15 protein-coding genes and 2 pseudogenes are annotated in these 17,931 nt (G+C 72.6%); 6 read left to right on the top strand and 11 right to left on the bottom strand.

Translation table 11 applies throughout. The features are described 5' to 3' along the window. Positions 1 to 5 precede the first annotated feature (5 nt). The 3 genes from KBX63_RS05450 to KBX63_RS05440 all read right to left on the bottom strand — a co-directional run bounded on the left by KBX63_RS05450 (position 6) and on the right by KBX63_RS05440 (position 2,248). Positions 6 to 722 carry a Pr6Pr family membrane protein gene (locus KBX63_RS05450; RefSeq protein ID WP_210908857.1) on the bottom strand — a complete coding sequence of 239 codons (717 nt, stop codon included), beginning with the start codon at positions 720 to 722 and terminating at the stop codon, positions 6 to 8. A 106-nt stretch (positions 723 to 828) separates the two neighbouring features. Continuing rightward, a complete protein-coding gene (locus KBX63_RS05445) occupies positions 829 to 1,641 on the bottom strand; it encodes a hypothetical protein (RefSeq protein WP_210908855.1) in 813 nt (270 codons plus the stop codon). A 103-nt stretch (positions 1,642 to 1,744) separates the two neighbouring features. Next, the gene (locus tag KBX63_RS05440; RefSeq protein WP_210908853.1) at positions 1,745 to 2,248 is read right to left on the bottom strand and encodes a DinB family protein; all 504 of its coding nucleotides are present in this window, start codon (positions 2,246 to 2,248) and stop codon (positions 1,745 to 1,747) included. Positions 2,249 to 2,378: 130 nt separating this feature from the next. Between KBX63_RS05440 and KBX63_RS05435 the strand changes: the two genes are divergently transcribed. Beyond that, a complete protein-coding gene (locus KBX63_RS05435; protein WP_210908851.1) occupies positions 2,379 to 3,308 on the top strand; it encodes a DUF72 domain-containing protein in 930 nt (309 codons plus the stop codon). Positions 3,309 to 3,371: 63 nt separating this feature from the next. Here KBX63_RS05435 and KBX63_RS05430 read toward each other — a convergent pair whose 3' ends face one another. Together KBX63_RS05430 and KBX63_RS05425 are read right to left on the bottom strand one after the other, a co-directional pair. Next, on the bottom strand, positions 3,372 to 3,743 hold the full coding sequence (locus KBX63_RS05430; RefSeq protein WP_210908849.1) for a hypothetical protein: 372 nt from the start codon (positions 3,741 to 3,743) through the stop codon (positions 3,372 to 3,374). Between the two features lie 162 nt (positions 3,744 to 3,905). After that, complete coding sequence (locus KBX63_RS05425; protein WP_210908847.1) at positions 3,906 to 4,535, bottom strand: hypothetical protein; 630 nt, start codon at positions 4,533 to 4,535, stop codon at positions 3,906 to 3,908. Between the two features lie 197 nt (positions 4,536 to 4,732). Here KBX63_RS05425 and KBX63_RS05420 point away from each other — a divergent pair, with 197 nt between their 5' ends. Next, positions 4,733 to 4,903 (top strand): hypothetical protein, encoded by a 171-nt coding sequence (locus KBX63_RS05420; protein ID WP_210908845.1) that lies wholly within the window; start codon positions 4,733 to 4,735, stop codon positions 4,901 to 4,903. Positions 4,904 to 4,942: 39 nt separating this feature from the next. Here the strand turns inward: KBX63_RS05420 and KBX63_RS05415 are convergent, their stop codons facing one another. The 4 genes from KBX63_RS05415 to KBX63_RS05400 all read right to left on the bottom strand — a co-directional run bounded on the left by KBX63_RS05415 (position 4,943) and on the right by KBX63_RS05400 (position 8,821). Beyond that, positions 4,943 to 5,806, bottom strand: coding sequence for an alpha/beta fold hydrolase (locus tag KBX63_RS05415; protein WP_210908843.1), 864 nt, complete (start codon positions 5,804 to 5,806; stop codon positions 4,943 to 4,945). 113 nt (positions 5,807 to 5,919) lie between these two features. Then, entirely contained in the window at positions 5,920 to 7,176 is a 1,257-nt protein-coding gene (locus KBX63_RS05410; protein WP_210908841.1) for a hypothetical protein, read from the bottom strand. Positions 7,177 to 7,408: 232 nt separating this feature from the next. After that, the gene (locus tag KBX63_RS05405) at positions 7,409 to 8,110 is read right to left on the bottom strand and encodes a hypothetical protein (RefSeq protein WP_210908838.1); all 702 of its coding nucleotides are present in this window, start codon (positions 8,108 to 8,110) and stop codon (positions 7,409 to 7,411) included. Positions 8,111 to 8,155: 45 nt separating this feature from the next. After that, positions 8,156 to 8,821 carry a bifunctional 2-polyprenyl-6-hydroxyphenol methylase/3-demethylubiquinol 3-O-methyltransferase UbiG gene (locus KBX63_RS05400; protein ID WP_210908833.1) on the bottom strand — a complete coding sequence of 222 codons (666 nt, stop codon included), beginning with the start codon at positions 8,819 to 8,821 and terminating at the stop codon, positions 8,156 to 8,158. 276 nt (positions 8,822 to 9,097) lie between these two features. On the opposite strand from KBX63_RS05400, the gene KBX63_RS05395 reads away from it, so the two are divergent. From KBX63_RS05395 to KBX63_RS05390, 4 genes and pseudogenes are all read left to right on the top strand, one after another. Next, complete coding sequence (locus tag KBX63_RS05395; RefSeq protein ID WP_210908831.1) at positions 9,098 to 11,155, top strand: type IIA DNA topoisomerase subunit B; 2,058 nt, start codon at positions 9,098 to 9,100, stop codon at positions 11,153 to 11,155. A 32-nt stretch (positions 11,156 to 11,187) separates the two neighbouring features. Continuing rightward, positions 11,188 to 11,445, top strand: a pseudogene (locus KBX63_RS36365) (DNA gyrase subunit A); the annotation flags it as partial. 168 nt (positions 11,446 to 11,613) lie between these two features. Further along, positions 11,614 to 12,243, top strand: a pseudogene (locus KBX63_RS36360) (LAGLIDADG family homing endonuclease); the annotation flags it as partial. 33 nt (positions 12,244 to 12,276) lie between these two features. Continuing rightward, positions 12,277 to 14,976 (top strand): DNA topoisomerase (ATP-hydrolyzing), encoded by a 2,700-nt coding sequence (locus KBX63_RS05390; RefSeq protein ID WP_307871638.1) that lies wholly within the window; start codon positions 12,277 to 12,279, stop codon positions 14,974 to 14,976. Positions 14,977 to 15,039: 63 nt separating this feature from the next. Here KBX63_RS05390 and KBX63_RS05385 read toward each other — a convergent pair whose 3' ends face one another. Together KBX63_RS05385 and KBX63_RS05380 are read right to left on the bottom strand one after the other, a co-directional pair. After that, positions 15,040 to 16,263, bottom strand: coding sequence for a glycosyltransferase family 2 protein (locus tag KBX63_RS05385; protein ID WP_210908827.1), 1,224 nt, complete (start codon positions 16,261 to 16,263; stop codon positions 15,040 to 15,042). Continuing rightward, positions 16,205 to 17,740 (bottom strand): glycosyltransferase family 39 protein, encoded by a 1,536-nt coding sequence (locus KBX63_RS05380; RefSeq protein ID WP_210908825.1) that lies wholly within the window; start codon positions 17,738 to 17,740, stop codon positions 16,205 to 16,207. Before KBX63_RS05380 ends, KBX63_RS05385 begins: the two co-directional genes overlap by 59 nt. Positions 17,741 to 17,931 lie beyond the last annotated feature (191 nt).

Below are 17,931 nucleotides of genomic sequence, written 5' to 3'. Positions count from 1 at the left end.
CTGCGTCACGGCACGCCGTCGGCGGTGACGCCGACGTCTCGATCGCTGTGCCGTGTGGGGGTGGGTGGGGGGGGGGGGGGGGGGGGGGGGGGGGGGGTGCGGCGGGAGAGGGTGCGATCGATGCCGACGAAGAGCAGGCCGAGCAGCCAGAACGCGACGGCGAAGAAGACCGTGCTGATGGCCACCCCGGCGTAGCCCAGCTCGCCCGCGTCCAGGAACGGGTACGGGTAGCCGTGCACGACCAGACCCCGCAGCAGGGCGAAGCCGAGGTAGCCCAGCGGAAACGCCAGCCACCAGGCCGCGTACCGCAGGCGCAGCTGGCCGCGCTGGTCGAACAGCACCCAGTCGGCGACCGCCAGCAGCGGCACCACCGTGTGCAGCAACTGGTTGCCGAGTGCCTCGCCGACGGCCCGGTCCGGCTGGGCCATCGCGAACGGGCTGGCCGGGTTGGCCAGCACGAGGTGGTAGACCAGGCCGGTGATGGTGATGTAGAGGGTGACCGCGCCGCGTAGCGCCGACGGTGGATCGGGCCGGTCCCGCCACGCGCTGAGGCCTGCGTACCCCGCGAGAGCGCCGACCGCGACGTTGCTCTGGATGGTGAAGTAGGGCAGCAGCCCGGTGACGGTGGCCGGGCCGAGCGCGGTGAGTGCGATCCCGGCCAGCACGCTGAGCACCACCACCAGGCGCAGGACCGCCGCCGCGCGTCGCCGCCGCAGACTCATCGGGGCAAGTTATCAGTCCACGGGCGACCCGGCGCTTCGCTGGACGTGCCGCACGGCCCCGCCGCGCGAGGACCGGCGGGGAGTCGCCAGTGTGCGCCCCGGCTGGTCAGGTCGGTGGGCCGCCCTGCGGGGAGTGCCGGCCGTCGCCCGGTCCGGTGCGGTCCGGTCCGGCAGCGGTGGGCCGGTTGTCTGAGGGGCCGGGCGGCTGTGGGCGCCGACTCGGCGCGGTCTCTGGTCGCCCACCGTTGGCCCCGCCCGGCGCCGGCCCGGCGGCCAGGACCCGCGTGCAGTAATCGGCCACCCGCTGCCGGTCACCGGCGGCGGCGATCAGCCCGGAGTAGGCCGGGTTGTCGAGGGCTGCGCCGCGGTCGCCCCCGGCGACTGCCTGGTACGCCCGGCACGGGCCCGCCATCTCAGCGGCGACCGGGGCGGGCGGCGCCGGCCCGCTCGTGGCGGGTGCGCCCGACACGACCTGCCCACCCATGACCGGGGCGGTCACGGTGGGTGGATCGACGGGCGGCGGCAGCGTGGTCGTGGGCGGGTGCGGCGGACGGGGCCCAGGGCCGGTGGCGGCGGCCAGCGCCACCCCGCCGCTGGCGACGAGGGCCAGGGCCGCCACCGCGGCCCTGCCACCGAACCCGGCGAGGCTGCGGGACCGGCGGGCGGGCCCTCGGGCAACGGCAGGTGCGGCCAGGGCGAAGCCCTCCCCGGCGCGCCGGGCGGGCTTCGAATGGAGGCGACCGTGGCGCTCGCGGCGGAAGGCCAGCACGGCGACGTCTTCGCCGGCCAGCTCCGCGGGGCGCGGCGCGGCGCGGGCCGCGGTCAGCAGCAGCACGACCGGTCGTGGCCCGGCCGATGGCTCGACGGTCCCGCCGAGCAGCCGCTCGGCGGTTTCCTGGTCCATCCGGTCTGCGTTCATCTCGTGTCCCTCAGCGCCGCTCACCTGCGCGCTGTCACATCCGGCCGCAGGGGACCGGCGTGACGCGCGAGGTGGACGGTGGGGACCGCCGAGCCGGGCCCGCTCAGCCCATGGTCTTGGCGCCGTCGATCTCCTCGCGCAGGATGTCGGCGTGCCCGGCGTGCTGAGACGTCTCGGCGATCAGGTGCAGCAGCACCCGGCGGACCGTCCAGCTCGCCCCCGGTTCGAACCAGGGCGCCTGTGGCAGCGGGTGCGCCGCGTCCAGGTCGAGGGTGGCGATCAGCTCGTCGGTCTGGTCGGCGACCTGCCGGAACCGCTCGACCAACCCGGCCAGGGTCTCGCCCCGCGACATCCGGAACTGGCCGGCCCAGTCGACCGCCTCGCGCTGCATCGCCTCCGCGCCGCCGACGGCGAAGCGCATCCACCGCTCCTCGCAGCCGGCCACGTGCTTGATGAGACCGCCGAGGCAGAGCTCGCTGGCGGTGCTGCGGCTGGCCGCCTGCTCGTCGGTCAGCCCGCCGACGGTGTGCAGGAGGAAACCCCGGTGTCGGCGCAGCGTCTGCAGCAGGTCGGCCCGCTCCCCGGTGAGCTGCTCGGTGCTGGTCATGGTGCCGCCTCTCCGTCGATGTCGCTCGACGCCAGCGTAGGAGGGGGCACCGACAATTCCGGACCGACACGACGACCGCGCGGACCGCCACCGGTTGCCGATCCGGGCGCGGGGCGGTCCACTGAACAACATGGGTGTGATTAAGGTGGGCACGTCATCCTGGGCCGACCAGTCGCTGCTGCGCTCCGGGTGGTACCCGCGCTCGGCCAACACCCCAGCCGGCCGACTGGCCTACTACGCCGGCCGGTTTCCGCTGGTCGAGGTGGACACCTCCTACTACGCGATCCCCGCGCCGGAGATCACGCAGGGCTGGGTCGACGCCACACCGGCCGACTTCACCTTCGACGTCAAGGCGTTCAGCCTCTTCACCGGTCACCCGACGCCCGTCGCCGCGCTGCCCCGCGACCTGCGCCCGGCCGCCGGCCCGAGCCGGATCCGTCGCCGCGACCTACCGGAGCGCGCGTACGACGAGCTGTGGTCCCGGTTCCGGGCGGCACTGGACCCGATCGCGGTGGACGGCAAGCTGGGCGTGGTGCTGCTGCAGTTTCCGCCATGGCTGGTACGCAGCGCCGCCGCCGAACGCCGGATCGCCGAGCTGGCGCAGCGATGCCGTCCGTGGCGGGTCGCCGTGGAGCTGCGGCACGGGTCCTGGTTCGACGAAGAGGCCACACCCGTCACGATGGACCTCCTGCGCGCGCACGACCTCTCGCTGGTCTGCGTCGACATGCCGCAGGGCCACCCGTCGTCGGTGCCGCCGATCCTGACCACCACGGCGGAGCCGGCGATCGTCCGGTTCCACGGCCACAGCGACGCCTGGCGCGACGGCGACAAGCAGGACAAGTTCCGCTACGCGTACGCCGATGAGGAGCTGCGGCACTGGGCCGGGCTGCTGGCCGAGCTGGCCGCCTCGGCCGACGAGCTGCACGTGCTGTTCAACAACTGCTGCGCCGGTCAGGCCCAGCGCGACGCCACCCGGCTGGCGCAGTTGCTCACCGAGAACATTCTCGGAGTCGAGCCCGAGCGGCAGACCGTACCGGCCCGTGCCACGTCGACCGGCTGACGCTCGCACGTCCGGCACCCAGATGCCGATCGGGCAGACGCTCGGTGTGCGGCGTCGGCGCCGCTAGGAGCGCCGCCCTCGGGTCCGCAGCGCGTCCTCGGCCCGCTCGTCGATGTCCGCATCGTCCGGGAAGGACCGACGGCTGGGCGCCGGGTCCGGGGGCGCGCCCGGTCCGGCCGAAGTGGTACGGGTGGGCTCCACCGAGCCGAAGCCGTGCCGACCGGCCGGGCCGGACCGGCCCGCTTGAGCGCCGGCGCGGCGCTCGCCGCGCCGCCCCTCGGGCACCGCCGTCTCCTCGCTGCCCTCGTCCATCGGAGAGTCCTCGTCCACGCCCCAGGGCGGCTCGGAATCGAAGCCGTCTCTGGTCTTCCACGGTTCGACCGCCTCCGGCTGCAGCGGGTCGCCGCTGCCTCTGGGTCCGTCGTGCGCCGTCATGGCCACCCCGCTCGTCAGGTCCGCCGCTACCGACGGACGATTGCCCTCCCCGGGCCGGTCTGGCTCGCCCGGTCGCACGCCCTGCCCCGTCGCAACGGCGGCGCAGAGCCGGTCGGCGCCCCGCCGTCGAGGTGCCCGGCGGGACGCCGGCCAGCCCGGCGCTCAGCGCCCGGCCATCGCCATCTGCCGCTTGCCGGCGCCCATGCCCGCCATCTTGGCCATCCCCTTCGGGGCGCTCTTGAGCATGCCGGCCCGGCCGAGCATCCCCCGGAACACCTCGCCGGGTTTCTGCTGCTCACCCATGTACGCGGTGACCACCACCAGGGTCCCGGTCAGTGCCGGGATGGCCCACTGGAGCAGCTTCATCTGCCGCTGGGAAGCGGCCACGCTGGCCGGAGTCTGGTGGTTCGGCTCGGTGGCGCCGTTCACCGGTGGGGCGCCCGCCTTCTCCAACCGCATGCCGATCAACCGGCTGTAGCCGGTCACCGCGAGCGCGCCGATCGTCAGCGCCGTCTTGATTGTGCTGGCCCGGGCGACACCTGACTGAGCGGCCACCCGTGGGCTCTCCGTCACCAGCTCACCGACCGCCCCGGCCAGGTGGGCGCCGATCGCGGCCGCGTTGACCGGGGTCCACTTGGACCATCCGGCCGAGGCGGCCGGGAGCCGCTGGGTGGAGTCGCTGATCTTCGCCGCCGCGCCGTTGACGCCGAGCGCTCCCATGAGGGAGCCGCCGAACCAGGCCGCCAGACCCAGATCGTGCATCGAGCGCAGTGCGGTATGCCGTTCGGACATCTGATCCCCTTCCGCCGTGTCGGGCGCTGCGGCTTACCCGCCGCCCGGGCGGCTAACCCCGTCCCTGGCTGGCCGATCCGCGCCGCATCCGGTACTTCGGAGACATCCCGGCCCTGGGTTGTCGCAACGTCGCCGGCAGGAGTCGTCCGGTCCGTGGTGGGTAGATCTCGACGGACGCTGACCGAGAGGGGAACGGGATGTCGCAGCCGGAGGAGAGCCGGGAGAAGACCGCCACCACCGACGCGGTGCTCATGCACCCGGACAACGACCCGAAGAAGAACACCGCGCAGGTCCCGCCGCGCAAGGACCACGGTGAGGTCCGGGTGGAGCGCGACGGCGACCTGGTGCCGCTGGATCAGGACGAGTGAGCGGGCCGGCCGGGCCACGCGGCAACCGGCCGGCATCTATCAGCGGCGCGGCAGGTCGCCGGCGAAGCGGGCGACCCGCTGTGCGAGCGGGGCGCCCGCGCGGACCCAGGTGAAGTGGTCCAGCGCCGCGCCGGCCTGCGCCACCGTGTACCGCTCCCGGGTCAGCGGCGCCACGGCGAGCTTCGCGCAGAGGTGGTCCATCGACTCGTGCGGCGTGTACTGGTCGTCGTCCACACTGACCGCCAGCACCGGGGTTCGTACCGCGCGCACCGCCGCCTCGGTGTCCGTGCCGTCCAGCTGGGGGAAACGGCCGGTCCGCGCGGTGTGCGCCCAGTCTCTGATCACCCCGCGCGCCTGCCGGCCGCCGAAACCCCAGCCCGGCCAGACTCCGAGCAGTGCCGCGGTCGCGGCGATCCCCTGGGTGTACGGCAGCACGCCGAGGCCGCGCCGGCCCGGATAGCTTCGCCAGTAGGGGACGCCGACCGCGACCAGCGCCAGCCCGTCGACCGCGTCACCGCCGTGCAGGGCGAGGTGCAGCAGCGCGGCCTGCCCGCCGAGCGAGTGCCCCAGCAGCAGCCGGGTACGCCCGTCCAGCCGTGGCTTGAGCGCGGCCAGCACGGTGCCGACGTCGCCGGCCAGCTCGCTGTAGCCGTGCCGGTCGGCGCGGCTCGGCGCGGGCGTGCTCGTCCCGGTGCCGCGGAGGTCGGCGACGACGACCGCCAGCCCGGCGGCGCGCAGCGCGGCCGCGAACGGCCGGTAGTAGCGGGCCCGGACCCCCATCGCCGGCCAGATCACCACCATCGGCGCGCCCGCCGGTCCGGCCGGCTCCGGATACACCTGCACGCCGAGCCGAGCGCCGTCGACGTCGACGAACTCCTGCGCGTACTCCGTGTCCCCGTTCACCGGCCCAGCTTACGGGCCGACGTTACCGGCGGGTAGCCGACGCTGCCCGTGCCGGTCTGTCCGGACGCGACGGAGGCCCCGCCGCATGGCGGGGCCTCCGATGACGCTTCCGGTCAGGAGACGGAGATCGTGCCGTTGCCGGCCCGGACGCAGGCCACGGCCCGGGCGCTGGTGGTGGCGGCGCCGCTGAGGCACTGGCCGAGCACCTGGTGCCCGGTGGCGTTCGGGTGCCACGACTCCTGACAGGTCTGGAAGTAGCTGACGCAGGTGTTGGCGATGCGCTGGATGGCGATCTTGTCCTTGCCGGAGAGGCTGGTGACGAAGGTGCCGTTCGGGCTGTCCTGGAGCCGGATCGGGGTGGCCAGCGCGCCGGTCGGGCTGGTCGACGACTCGCACAGCCGCGCGCCGTCGAAGGCCCGCTGCACGTTGAGGTAGACCAGGTCGGCGGCGGGCAACTCGGCGGCCAGAGTGTCCCGGGTGGACTTCACCAGGGTGCCGAGACCCTGCGAGAAGCGGTGTCCGGGCATCAGGCTGGCCCGGTGGATCGGGCAACCGGCCGCGTACCGCTCGGCGCCCAGGTCACGGAACTTGTCCCGGGTGTCGTCCCGGCCGTCCTCGGTGTGGAACGTCGCGTTGAGGTCCATCGGCAACGGGTTGGTGTAGTCCTGGAACACGATGCGGTGCTGCCCGTCCGCGTCCACCTGGTCGAGGGTGGTCAGCAGCTGTCGTACCGCGGCGGTGGTCTCCGCGGTCGCGGCGTTGAGCTGCGCGGCGGTGGCCAGGTCGGCGTCGCTGCACGGCTTCTGCTCCACCGGGCCGCCCAGGTACGCCCAGAACTCCCACCAGCCCGTCCAGGCGTCGGCGATGAACCGGTTGGCGCACTTCTCCGCCACGCTGCCGAAGGTGAACGAGCTGTTGTTGGAACCAAGGCCGACCAGCACCAGGTCGATGTCCTGGGTCTGCGCGACGGCGCGCAGCTGGTCGAGCTGCGCGGCCACCGTGCGGCCGTTGGCCCGCGCGCCGGACGCGGTGGCGATGTCGTGTGGCTGGCCGCCCGAGCAGGCCAGGTTGAACCGGTTCTGGATGCCGGGCAGGTTGGCCTGGTTCAACGAGGCGTTCGCCGAACGGTGGCAGAAGAACGCGTTGCTGTTCGGCGCCGTCCAGCCGGGGAAGCCCTGGGCGACACCGTTGACGTCGACGACCGGGGTGTACGCCCCGGCGCCTTCGCCGCTGATGAAGCTGTCGCCGAGCGCCACCGCGGCGGTGGGCAGCGCGGCGGACGCGGGGGTGGGCAGCGCGACAGCGGTCGACAGCCCCGCCGTGACGATCGTGAGTGCCGCGGCGAGCGCGGTACGCCGGAACCTGGCCATGGGGCTCCCATCCATCGAAAGATGAAAGATTCTCTGAGAGCGCGATCAGATCACCCGCGTGCAACGGGCGTCAATGCCTCGCAACAGATTCGTTCGATGAATGACACGCCGACGCGGCTGTGCCGTCCGGCCTCCGCCCGCCGGCGGCCGCGTCAACAGCGGCTGGCCGCGGCGCCCACCGACGGCACCCCGCCCGGTCCGCACCCCGGAGGGCCGGTGGCGCCGGGCCGACCTACCTCTCGGCCTGCCGGCGCCGCCCCAGCAGCGCCGCACCGGCGGCGTTCAGACCGACACCCCAGATCAGGAGTACGCAGAGCCACTGAGCCCACCGCAGGACGGTCATGTCCCCGGAGAGCAGGTTGCGCACGCTGCCGTACGGGGTGAGCCAGGCCTGGGCGGGCCGGAGGGCGTCCACGGCGCCCAGTAGCGCGTACACGCCCAGCGGCAACACGATGGTGCCGAGGAACGCGACGACGGGCGGCCGCACCAGCAGGCCCAGCCCGGTGCCCACCAGCCCGGCGACGATCTGCACCAGCACGCTGCCGACCGCGATGGTCCCGGCGTGCCGCCACGGGTCGTCGGCGATGCCCGCCGGGGTGAGGGCGAGCGTCGCGGCGCAGATCAGCACCCCGACGACGCCGATGACGACGGCCGGCAGCCCCACCGCGAGCACCGTGGGGATGACCCGGACGGCGTCGGGCGCCCGTCGCAGGTCGCGCACCAGCAGGATGCCGAAGAGCGGCGTCGCGACCGACATCAGGCTCTGGACCGTGTCCGAGAGACCGGCGAACGTGCGGTCGGCGGGGTCCATCGCGGCGGTCAGGGCGATGGCGGCGAGCAGCCCCGCCAGCAGGGTGCCCGCGAGGAGCCACCGTCGGGCCCGCGTGCCGATGGCGCTCCGGGAAATGCCGCGAGCCGTCGTCTCATCCACCACGCTGGCCTCCTGACGGTTGGTCCTACCCCGGGTCTGTTGGCGCGTTCACCGGACCGGCCCGCGGTGGAACTCGGCGCGCCAGCGGCGTACCCCGCTCTGGTCCTGGATCTCTTCCACCCGCAGCGGCGCGAGCCCGGCGCCGCCGAACGCGTCGATCTCGGCGCGGGTCAACGGCCACGGCGGCGCGGCCGGCGTGGGCTCGTCGTCGGCGCGGCCGGCGGCGATCACCAGCAGCGTGCCGCCCGGCGCGACCAGCTCACCCACCGCGTCGATCGCGGCGGCCCGGATCTCGGTGGGCAACGCCTGCACGGTCATGCTCTCCACCACCAGGTCGAACGACCGTCGCCAGGCCGCTGGCGGGGCCAGCAGGTCGGCGGCGCGGTAGTTGACCGCCGAGACGGGGTGCCGGTCGTGGGCGGCGGCCACCGCGGTGGGCGAGATGTCGAAGGCCACCGTGGCGAAGCCCAGCCCGGCGACGTGCTCGGCGTCCCGCCCGTACCCGCAGCCGACCACGACCGCCCGCCGGCCGGCCCCCATCGGGCGCCGCTCGGCGGTCCACTCGGCGAGCAGGCCGTGCGGGGCGTCCCGGTCCCACGGGACGACCGCCTCGCCGCGCCCCGCCTCGGTGTAGAGCCGTTCGAACCAGCCCGTCGGGTCGCCGGTGGCCAGCGACTCGGCGGCCAACCGCCCGGTCGCCTCGTCCTCGTTCATGACGCTCCCGCCCCGCGCCGGTGCGTGCCGGCCGCGATCGTCGGTCAGCGTAGTGGCTGAACAGCCCGTCGGTGGCCCCGTGATCACCGCCGGCCGCCCGGACTGAGGCTGGCGGCGGGCTGTTCGTTCGCTCACGTCCGGGTGCCGAGGCACGGCGGGTCGCGTAGGTCCTCCGGGGGTTGTCTCAGCCTCGGGCTAGGCTCGCTGCGGCGCGCCACGCCGGCTGATGTCGCCGGTGACCGGCAGCACACCGCCGAGACCGGGGAGTACGACCAGTTGACCGCAGAGCCTGACACCCTGTACGGGGCCGATGACCTCACCCACCTTGAGGGGCTGGACGCTGTCCGCAAGCGGCCCGGCATGTACATCGGTTCCACCGACAGCCGTGGCGTGGGTCACCTCGTCAACGAGATCCTCGACAACTCCACCGACGAGGGTGTCGCCGGCCACGCCACCCACGTCGAGGTGACGCTGCACCCCGACGGCTCGGTGCAGGTCGACGACGACGGCCGCGGCATCCCCACCGACGTGCACGCCAAGTCCGGCATCTCCGGCGTCGAGCTGGTGCTCACCCGGCTGCACGCGGGCGGCAAGTTCGGCGGCTCCGGCTACAAGACCTCCGGTGGCCTGCACGGCGTCGGCGCGTCCGCGGTCAATGCGCTGTCCCGCCGGTTCGACGTGACGGTCCGCCGGGCCGGCAAGATCCACTCGATGTCCTTCCGGCACGGCGTTCCGGGGATCTTCGACGGCGACGGGCCGGACGCGCCGTTCACCGCCGGCCCCGGGCTCCAGGTGGTCGGCGCGATGAAGCGCAGGCAGTCCACCGGCACCTCGATCCGCTGGTGGCACGACGCCCGCTACTTCGAGACCGGCGCGGCACTCGACGTCGACACGGTCCGGATGAAGCTGCGCAACACCGCCTTCCTGGTCCCCGGCGTTCTCTACCTTCTGCGCGACCTGACCGGCGAGGCGCCCGCCGAGGAGAAGTTCCACTACCCCAACGGGCTCAGCGACATGGTGGAGTTCCTCGCCCCGGCCGGCGACCGGCCGGTGTCCGGCACCCTGCTCGTCACCGGCGAGGGGACGTACCGGGAGAACGCCGCCGACGCCAACGGCGTCATGCAGTCCAACGTGCAGCGCCGCGCCGAGGTCGAGGTGGCGTTCCGCTGGGGCACCGGCTACGAGCGCACCGTCGAGTGCTTCACCAACACCATCCGCAACGCGCACGGCGGCACGCACCGCAAGGGCTTCGAGCGGGCCCTCGTCCGCACCCTCGCCGACGCGATCCGCAACACCCGCGGCCTGCTCAAGGCCAAGGAGGAGCCGCCCACCCTGGACGACGTCCTGGAGGGGATGACCGCGGTCGTGCACGTGCGCATCCCCGAGCCGCAGTTCACCTCGCAGACCAAGGACGAGCTCTCCACCACCGGCATCACCAAGGTGATCCACACCCTGGTCGAGGCACACCTCAAGGCGTGGCTGGAGGACAAGCGCACCAAGGCCGAGGCGCGCACCGTGCTGCAGAAGGTCGTCGACGCGGCGCGGGTCCGGCTCACCCAGAAGCAGCAGAAGGACGCCGCCCGGCGCAAGACCGCCCTGGAGGGCGCGTCGATGCCGCCGAAGCTGGTCGACTGCCGCGCCACCGGCATCGACCGCAGCGAGCTGTTCATCGTCGAGGGCGACAGCGCCCTCGGGACGAGCCGCATGGCCCGCTCCTCGGAGTACCAGGCGCTGCTGCCGATCCGGGGCAAGATCCTCAATGTGCAGAAGGCCAACCTCCAGCAGGTGCTGGACAATGCCGAGTGCGCGGCGATCGTCCAGGTGCTCGGTGCCGGCTCGGGGCGCACCTTCGACCTCTCCGCACTGCGTTACGGCCGGGTGCTGATCATGGCCGACGCGGACGTGGACGGCGCCCACATCCGCACGCTGCTGATCACCCTCTTCGCCCGGTACATGCGCCCGCTGATCGAGGCCGGCCGGCTCTACGCCGCGATGCCACCCCTGCACAAGATCACCACCAAGGGGCGCAACCCGCAGACCACCTACACCTACACCCAGGCCGAGATGGAGGCGACGGTCCGCAAGCTGGAGAAGTCCGGCAAGCAGATCGTCACCCCGATCCCGCGCTTCAAGGGTCTCGGTGAGATGGATGCCGACGAGTTGTGGGACACCACGATGAACCCGGCCACCCGCGCCGTCCGCCGGATCACCCTCGACGACGTGGACGCCGCCGAGCGGATCCTCGAACTGCTGATGGGGGAGAAGGTCGAGCCGCGCCGCAACTGGCTGATCGACTCCGCCGACCGCGTCGACCGCGAGGCGATCGACGCATGAGCACGCGTACCGTCCGAGGGGAAAGCTGAGTCATGGCACGCCGCAAGGAAAACAAGGTCGACCTCTCCTCGTTCGACCAGGCCGGCGCGCGGGTCTTCGACAACCCGCTGGTCACCGAGGTCTCCGACTCCTACCTGGAGTACGCGTTCTCGGTCATCCACTCCCGCGCCCTGCCCGACGCCCGCGACGGCCTCAAGCCCGTGCACCGGCGCATCCTCTGGTCGATGTACGAGCAGGGCTATCGCCCGGATCGTGGGCATGTGAAGTCCGCGCGCATCGTAGGTGACTGCTTCGTCGCCGGCACACTCGTCTCGACGCCCGATGGCCTGCGGGCCATTGAGGAGATCGAGGTGGGGAACCTCGTGCTGGACGGTGACGGCGCCTCCGTACCGGTGACTGCCGTCTATCGGAACCCGACCTCTGACCTCGTGCGCGTCACCTGGAGCAACGGGCACACGATGCTCGTCACCCCGGGCCAGCGCTTCCGGGTGGTCGCCGATGACCTTTCGGTGCAGTGGGTCGAGGCTCGGGATCTCTCGGGGCAACTGGCGCTGGCGTACGGGAGTCGCCGCAGTGCGGTGTCGACGTCCCCCGGCGACGTCTACGACTACGTGCGCGGGCTGGTGGTGGCCGAGGGCTTCCCTGTGCAACGGTCTCGTGAGGCGGACGGTCGAGTCCGGATCCACATGTGTGACGTCGAGCCGCTGGATGTCGCCCACGGCTGGGCCATCACCACTGGGCTGAACGTCTCCCGAGGTAAGCGTGAGGCCCGCAATCCCCGTCATCGGGACCAGCACATCCTGACCTTCAGCCGACACGAAGGGCTGCTGGAGGCGGCACAGCCGCTCAGTCGGGACAAGCACGTACCGCGCGACATCATCGGAGACCGGTCCGCGTGGGCGCCGTTCCTCGCCGGCTTCTTCGACGGAGACGGCTACATCCGTAAGCGCTTCAGGGAGATGGTCTTCGTCAGCACCAGCGAGGTGCTGGTACGGCAGATCTACGCCATGCTCGCCGACCTGGGGCTGCATGGGCACCACTGGACCAGCGGTCTTCGTTCGGGCGGTCGCTCCCTTCACGGGCTCTCCGTAGCGGGGCGCGATGCCGCGGACCTCGCTCGGATGTTGCTGCCTTGGGTGCGCATCGGCTACAAGCACGATGGCCTGCAGCGGGTCGCCGAGATCGACTACCAGTACAGCGGCAAGCAGGGGAACGACCGGCTGCCGTACGGCCCGGTCATGGCGGAGTTCACGGCAGCGCATCAGGGCGGTGGATGGTTCCGGGACCAGGACGGCCAGGCGTTCCGTTTTTCACTCTCGGCTAGCGGTGGACCGAAGGTGCGGTATGGCAAGGACCGCAACGGCGTCCCGCTCGCGGACCGGTCGTTCCAGTTGGAGCGGGCGGTACGAGACGGCTGGATCCACAAACTCCACCGAATCGGCTCGCCGCTCGCCGCTCGGCTCGACGCGTTGGTCGGCAGTTCGTTCCTGCGGGTCTCGTCGGTCGAGGCGGTGTCGCCGGACGTCACGTACGACGTCCAGGTTGGCAGTGACGACCACGCCTTCGTTGCCGAGGGCTACGTTGTTCACAACTGCATGGGTAAGTACCACCCGCACGGCGACACGGCGATCTACGACGCGATGGTCCGCCTCGCGCAGGACTTCTCCCTCAACGTGCCGCTCATCGACGGGCATGGAAATTTCGGTTCCGCAGACGATGGACCGGCAGCGTCGCGTTACACGGAAGCGCGGATGTCGCGCGAGGCGATGCTGCTCGTCGGTGAGCTGGGCGAGGACACCGTCGACGTCGAGCCCAACTACGACGGGTCGCTGACCCAGCCGACCGTGCTGCCGGCCGCCTTCCCCAACCTGCTGGTCAACGGCGCGTCCGGGATCGCGGTCGGGATGGCCACCAACATGATCCCGCACAACCTGGCCGAGGTGGTCTCCGCCGCCCGCTGGCTGATCAACCACCCGGACGCCACTCTCGACAAGCTCATGGAGTTCGTCCCCGGCCCCGACCTGCCCACCGGCGGCGTGCTGCTCGGCCTGGACGAGGTGCGCCGGGCGTACGAGACCGGGCGCGGTGTGGTGCGGATGCGCGGCAAGGTGGAGATCGGCCCGCTCGAGGGCAGCCGGGGGCGCCAGGCGATCACCGTGGTCGAGCTGCCGTACGGCGTCGGCGCGGAGAAGGTCATCGCGGCGATCACCAATGAGGTCACCAAGACCAAGCGGCTGACCGGCATCGCCGACGTCAAGGACCTCACCGACCGGGAGAGCGGCACCCGGCTGGTCATTGAGTGCAAGGTCGGCGTCAACCCGCAGGCCCTGCTCGCCGACCTCTACCGGCTCACCCCGCTGGAGCAGTCGTTCGGCGTCAACAACCTGGTGCTGGTGGACGGGCAGCCCCGCACGCTCGGGCTGAAGGCGCTGCTGGAGGTGTTCCTGGCCCACCGGTACGAGGTGGTCACCCGGCGCAGCTCGTACCGTCGTCGCAAGCGTCAGGAGCGGCTGCACCTGGTCGACGGCCTGCTGATCGCACTGCTGGACATCGACCGGGTGGTCCGGCTGATCCGGGGCAGCGACGACGCGCAGGCCGCCAAGGACGGGCTGATGAGCCAGTTCGGCCTCTCCGACATCCAGGCGACCTACATCCTGGACACTCCGCTGCGCCGCCTGACCAAGTACGACCGGATCGAGCTGGAGGCCGAGCAGGAGCGGCTGCGTGCCGAGATCGCCGACCTGTCCACCATTCTGAACGACGACAAGGTGCTCAAGAAGCTGGTCTCCGACGAGCTGGCGGCAGTGGTCAAGCAGTTCGCCACCGAACGGCGCACCACGCTGGTCGACGGTGACCTCAAGGAGGTGCTGGCCGCGTCCGCGCCGGCAGGGCCGCTGGAGGTCGCCGACGACCCGTGTCAGGTGATCCTCTCCGCGACCGGGCTGGTCGCCCGGACCGCGGCCGAGTCGGAGGAGAGCGCCGAGGGGCGTCGCCGCAACGGTCGGGTCAAGCACGACACGGTCCGCGCGATCGTGCACTCCACCGCCCGTGGTCGGGTGCTTCTGGTCACCAGCGCCGGGCGAGCCTTCAAGATCGACGTGCTGCCGTTGCCGGTGCTGCCCGAGCAGGCCGGCACGGTGTCGCTGCGGGGCGGCATGTCCGCCGCCGAGCTGGTGCCGCTGGAGGCGGGGGAGACGGTGGTCGGCCTGGCTCCGCTCGGCGGGGCGGCGGACGGTTCGCCGGGGCTGGCGCTCGGCACCCGGCAGGGCGTGGTGAAGATCTGCGCGCCGGAGTGGCCGGTGCGCTCCGACGAGTTCGAGGTGATCGGCCTGCGGGACGGCGACGAGGTGGTCGGGGCGACCTGGCTGACCGACGCCGCCGAGGCGCTGACCTTCGTCACCTCGGAGGCGTCGCTGCTGCGCTTCGCCGCCGGGCTGGTCCGCCCGCAGGGCCTCAAGGGTGGCGGCATGGCCGGCATCAACCTGCCCGCCGGAGCCCGGGTGGTCTTCTTCGGCGCGGTGCGCACCGACGACCCGGGGCACGGCGAGCCGATGGTGGTCACCTCCACCGGGGCGACGGTCAAGGTGACGCCGTTCAAGGCGTACCCGGCGAAGGGGCGGGCGACCGGCGGCGTGCGCGCGCACCGTTTCCTCAAGGACGAGACGGACGTGGTCGTCGCCTGGGTGGGGCCGCGGCCGGTGGGCGCCACCGGCACCGGCGAACCGGTCGAGCTGCCCGCCGCCGACCCGCGCCGCGACGGCTCGGGCTTCGCCGTGATGCTGGGCCCGACGGTCGTCGGCCACGTCATCGAGCGCGACTGACCCGACCCTGGCCGGGGCGGCGGGACGGGGATGGTGTTTCTCCGCCCCGCCGACCCGGCCGGATCATGCGCCGCTGGGCACCCGGTCCCGCTCCGGCCCGGGCTGCCGGACGATCGTCGGCGCCGGGTACGCCGGGCGGAGCGTGAGGAGACTGCCGACCAGCCCGGAGAAGAGCACCACCACGCCGAGCGCGATCGCGGTGGCCGACGGCAGCACCACGCGCAGCGTGTCGTGCGGGTTGAGGTCGCCGAAGCCGTCCAGCCCCCAGTACCAGACGGCGCCGACGGTGCCCGCCGCGCCGGCGGCGAGCAGCAGCAGACCGATGGTGACGCTGGTCTCCAGCCGCAGGAAGCGGATCCACCGGTCCGACGCGCGCCGGGGGACCAGCCGCTCCTGCCGGCCGTAGATCTCGGCCAGCCCGCCGAAGAGCACGAGCTGCACCCCGACGATCACCATCAGGCACGCGTACACCAGGGTGCTGACGTCGAGCTGGACCGAGCCCAGCGACAGGGGGCCCGGGGTGAGCGCGCCGACGCCGACCAGCCCGAGCAGGGCGAGCGCCGTGCCCGGCCGGACCAGGGTCTTGCGCGGGGCGAACACCAGCAGGAACCGCAGGTGCCGCCAGCCGTCCCGCCAGGTGCGCAGGTGCGGCGGCCGGGACCGCCCGTCCGGCGAGAGGGTGGTCGGCACCTCGACGATGTCGTAGCCGGCCAGCGCGGCGCGCACCACCAGCTCGGAGGCGAACTCCATGCCCGGCATGCAGAGTCCGAGCGCCCGGATCCGCTCGGTGTCGAAGCCGCGCATGCCGCAGTGGAAGTCCCGGACCTCGCCCAGGCCGAAGAGCGCCCGACCGAGCCAGCTGAGTACCGGGTTGCCCAGGTACCGGTGCAGCGGCGGCATGGCGCCGGCGGCGATCCCGCCCCGGAACCGGTTGCCCATGACCACGTCGTGCCCGGCGCGCAGTGCCTCGATGAACGGCCCGAGGTCCGACAACGCGTACGAGTCGTCCGCGTCGGCCATGATGACGTACCGGCCGCGGGCCTGCTCGATCCCGTTGAGCAGGGCGCCGCCGTAGCCGCGGATCGGAGCGGACACCACGCGGGCGCCGGCCCGCTCGGCGATCTCCTGTGACCCGTCGGCGGAACCGTTGTCGGAGACCAGCACCTCCCCGACGACCCCGCACTCCTCGAGCGAGCGCAGTGCCTTGCGGACGCAGGTTTCCAGCGTCTCAGCCTCGTTGAGGCACGGCAGCAGCACCGTGACCTCGATCTCCCGTTCGTTCGTCATGATCCCCGTTGCTTTCGGACGAGATGGTGGGTGCGAGCCGTTCCGGCTCGCCGTCGGCCGGCGTGTGCCGGTCCGTCGAGACTGGTGCCGATCGCAGCCGCTGCCAGCCGACCGCGGCGGCGATCGGGAGGAACGCCAGCGCCGGCAGGCCGTAGCGGTGGTCGAACATGGAGGTGGCGACCGAGAAGACCATGATCCCGACGCCGATGCCGGCGTACAGGAGGGCGATCATGCTGAGCCGCAGCCGGCCCCGGCGCGGCCACACCGCGCCGACCAGCGCGATCAGGACCATGGCGGCCATGGCCGGCGCCGGGGTCACGCCGTACCGGCCGTACCCGTGCAGGAGCCGGCTCGCCGCGTTCGCCTCGACGTCCCGGGACGGCGCCGCAACCGGCTCGTAGCCGGGGCTGGCGGTGCGCGGCACGCAGTTGAAGTCGGCCGCCCAGTTGCTCGGCGCCGGCTGCGGTCGCCACCAGTTGGCCAGGCATTCCTCCATCGGCTTGAGCCGGCTCGGCCAGAAGTAGCGCGCGGTGTCCGACGCGACCGCGGCCAGGTAGTCGCCCGGCTGCTGTCTGATCACCTCGTGGGCGAACTCGTCGAGGTCCTCGGGCCGTTCGGCGTCAAGGATCGGGCTCTCGCTGTTCCAGATGTACCAGTCCGGCCGGTCGGGCCGCTGGTCCAGCGGCTGCACCGGGCAGAGCTTGCGCAGACCAGGGCGCAGCTCCAGCCGATCGCAGTCGGCGAAGTGCGCGGTCCGGCCATAGAGGAACCGGCCGCCATCGAGGCCGAGCGCGCCCTGCACGGTGCCGATGCCGACGAAGGCGGCACCGAAGAGAGCGACGATGCCGAGCAGGAACGCGGTCGGCGCCCGCCAACCCCGCCACGGCAGCAGCAGGAACAGCAGCAGCGCGCCGATCGCCACCACACCGGTGGGGCGGGTCGCCATGCCCAGCGCGACGGAGACGCCGGCGCCCAGACTCGCCGCCATCCCGGGCCGTTCCCGCCGAACCAGCAGCAGCGCCGCGACCGCGAGTGCGGTGGTGAAGAGCGTCTCGGTGAGCAGGTACTGCTCCAGGGTGACCTGGGTGGCGTCGAGCAGGACCGGGGTCACCGCGAGAGTGGCCACCCACGGGCCGACGCCGATCCGGCGCAGCAGCAGGTACGTCGCGACGGCGAGGGCGACGCCCGCGACGTGCTGCACCGCCACGACCGAGGCGAAGGTGCCGCTCCACTCGAACGCCTTGAGCAGCCACGCGAACGGCCATCGGGGTGGCATGGCCGGCCAGTGTCGGGACAGCCGCACGTACGTGCCGGAGTCGCCCTGAAACCACAACGCGGGCTGGTAGGCGAGCATCGTCACGATCCGCAGCGCGATGCCCGCGGCGACCACGACGGTGAGCCCGACGTGGCGACGCAGCAGGTCGACGAGGGTACGGGTGGTGCGGGCCGATCGGGCGATCAGGCGTCCAAAGGGCACGGAGCGCTCCAGGAAACTGCGGAGAGTGATTGGCCGCCAAGCTAACACGGTGACCGTTCGCCGTGTGTGGACCGGCGCGGGCGCCAAGAGCAGCGTGTCAATGCCGCAAACTGCCGTTCACCTGCCCGAAAGGACCGAATCGCCCCCGGCCCTGGGGATCCCCGGCCGAACGGTTGGGCGGAGCGGTCGAG

The organism is Micromonospora sp. U21 (genome assembly GCF_018070045.1).
Lineage (GTDB): Bacteria > Actinomycetota > Actinomycetes > Mycobacteriales > Micromonosporaceae > Micromonospora.
This window is presented reverse-complemented; position numbering and strand designations above follow the sequence as displayed.

What these genes read in the sequence shown, in the direction of transcription:
- KBX63_RS05410 (WP_210908841.1), bottom strand. Translation starts at nt 7,176, where the DNA reads ATGGCCAGGTTCCGGCGTACCGCGCTCGCCGCGGCACTCACGATCGTC.
- KBX63_RS05425 (WP_210908847.1), bottom strand. Translation starts at nt 4,535, where the DNA reads ATGTCCGAACGGCATACCGCACTGCGCTCGATGCACGATCTGGGTCTG.
- KBX63_RS05430 (WP_210908849.1), bottom strand. Translation starts at nt 3,743, where the DNA reads ATGACGGCGCACGACGGACCCAGAGGCAGCGGCGACCCGCTGCAGCCG.
- KBX63_RS05440 (WP_210908853.1), bottom strand. Translation starts at nt 2,248, where the DNA reads ATGACCAGCACCGAGCAGCTCACCGGGGAGCGGGCCGACCTGCTGCAG.
- KBX63_RS05450 (WP_210908857.1), bottom strand. Translation starts at nt 722, where the DNA reads ATGAGTCTGCGGCGGCGACGCGCGGCGGCGGTCCTGCGCCTGGTGGTG.
- KBX63_RS05390 (WP_307871638.1), top strand. Translation starts at nt 12,277, where the DNA reads ATGTTGCTGCCTTGGGTGCGCATCGGCTACAAGCACGATGGCCTGCAG.
- KBX63_RS05435 (WP_210908851.1), top strand. Translation starts at nt 2,379, where the DNA reads ATGGGTGTGATTAAGGTGGGCACGTCATCCTGGGCCGACCAGTCGCTG.
- KBX63_RS05400 (WP_210908833.1), bottom strand. Translation starts at nt 8,821, where the DNA reads ATGAACGAGGACGAGGCGACCGGGCGGTTGGCCGCCGAGTCGCTGGCC.
- KBX63_RS05445 (WP_210908855.1), bottom strand. Translation starts at nt 1,641, where the DNA reads ATGAACGCAGACCGGATGGACCAGGAAACCGCCGAGCGGCTGCTCGGC.
- KBX63_RS05420 (WP_210908845.1), top strand. Translation starts at nt 4,733, where the DNA reads ATGTCGCAGCCGGAGGAGAGCCGGGAGAAGACCGCCACCACCGACGCG.
- KBX63_RS05385 (WP_210908827.1), bottom strand. Translation starts at nt 16,263, where the DNA reads ATGACGAACGAACGGGAGATCGAGGTCACGGTGCTGCTGCCGTGCCTC.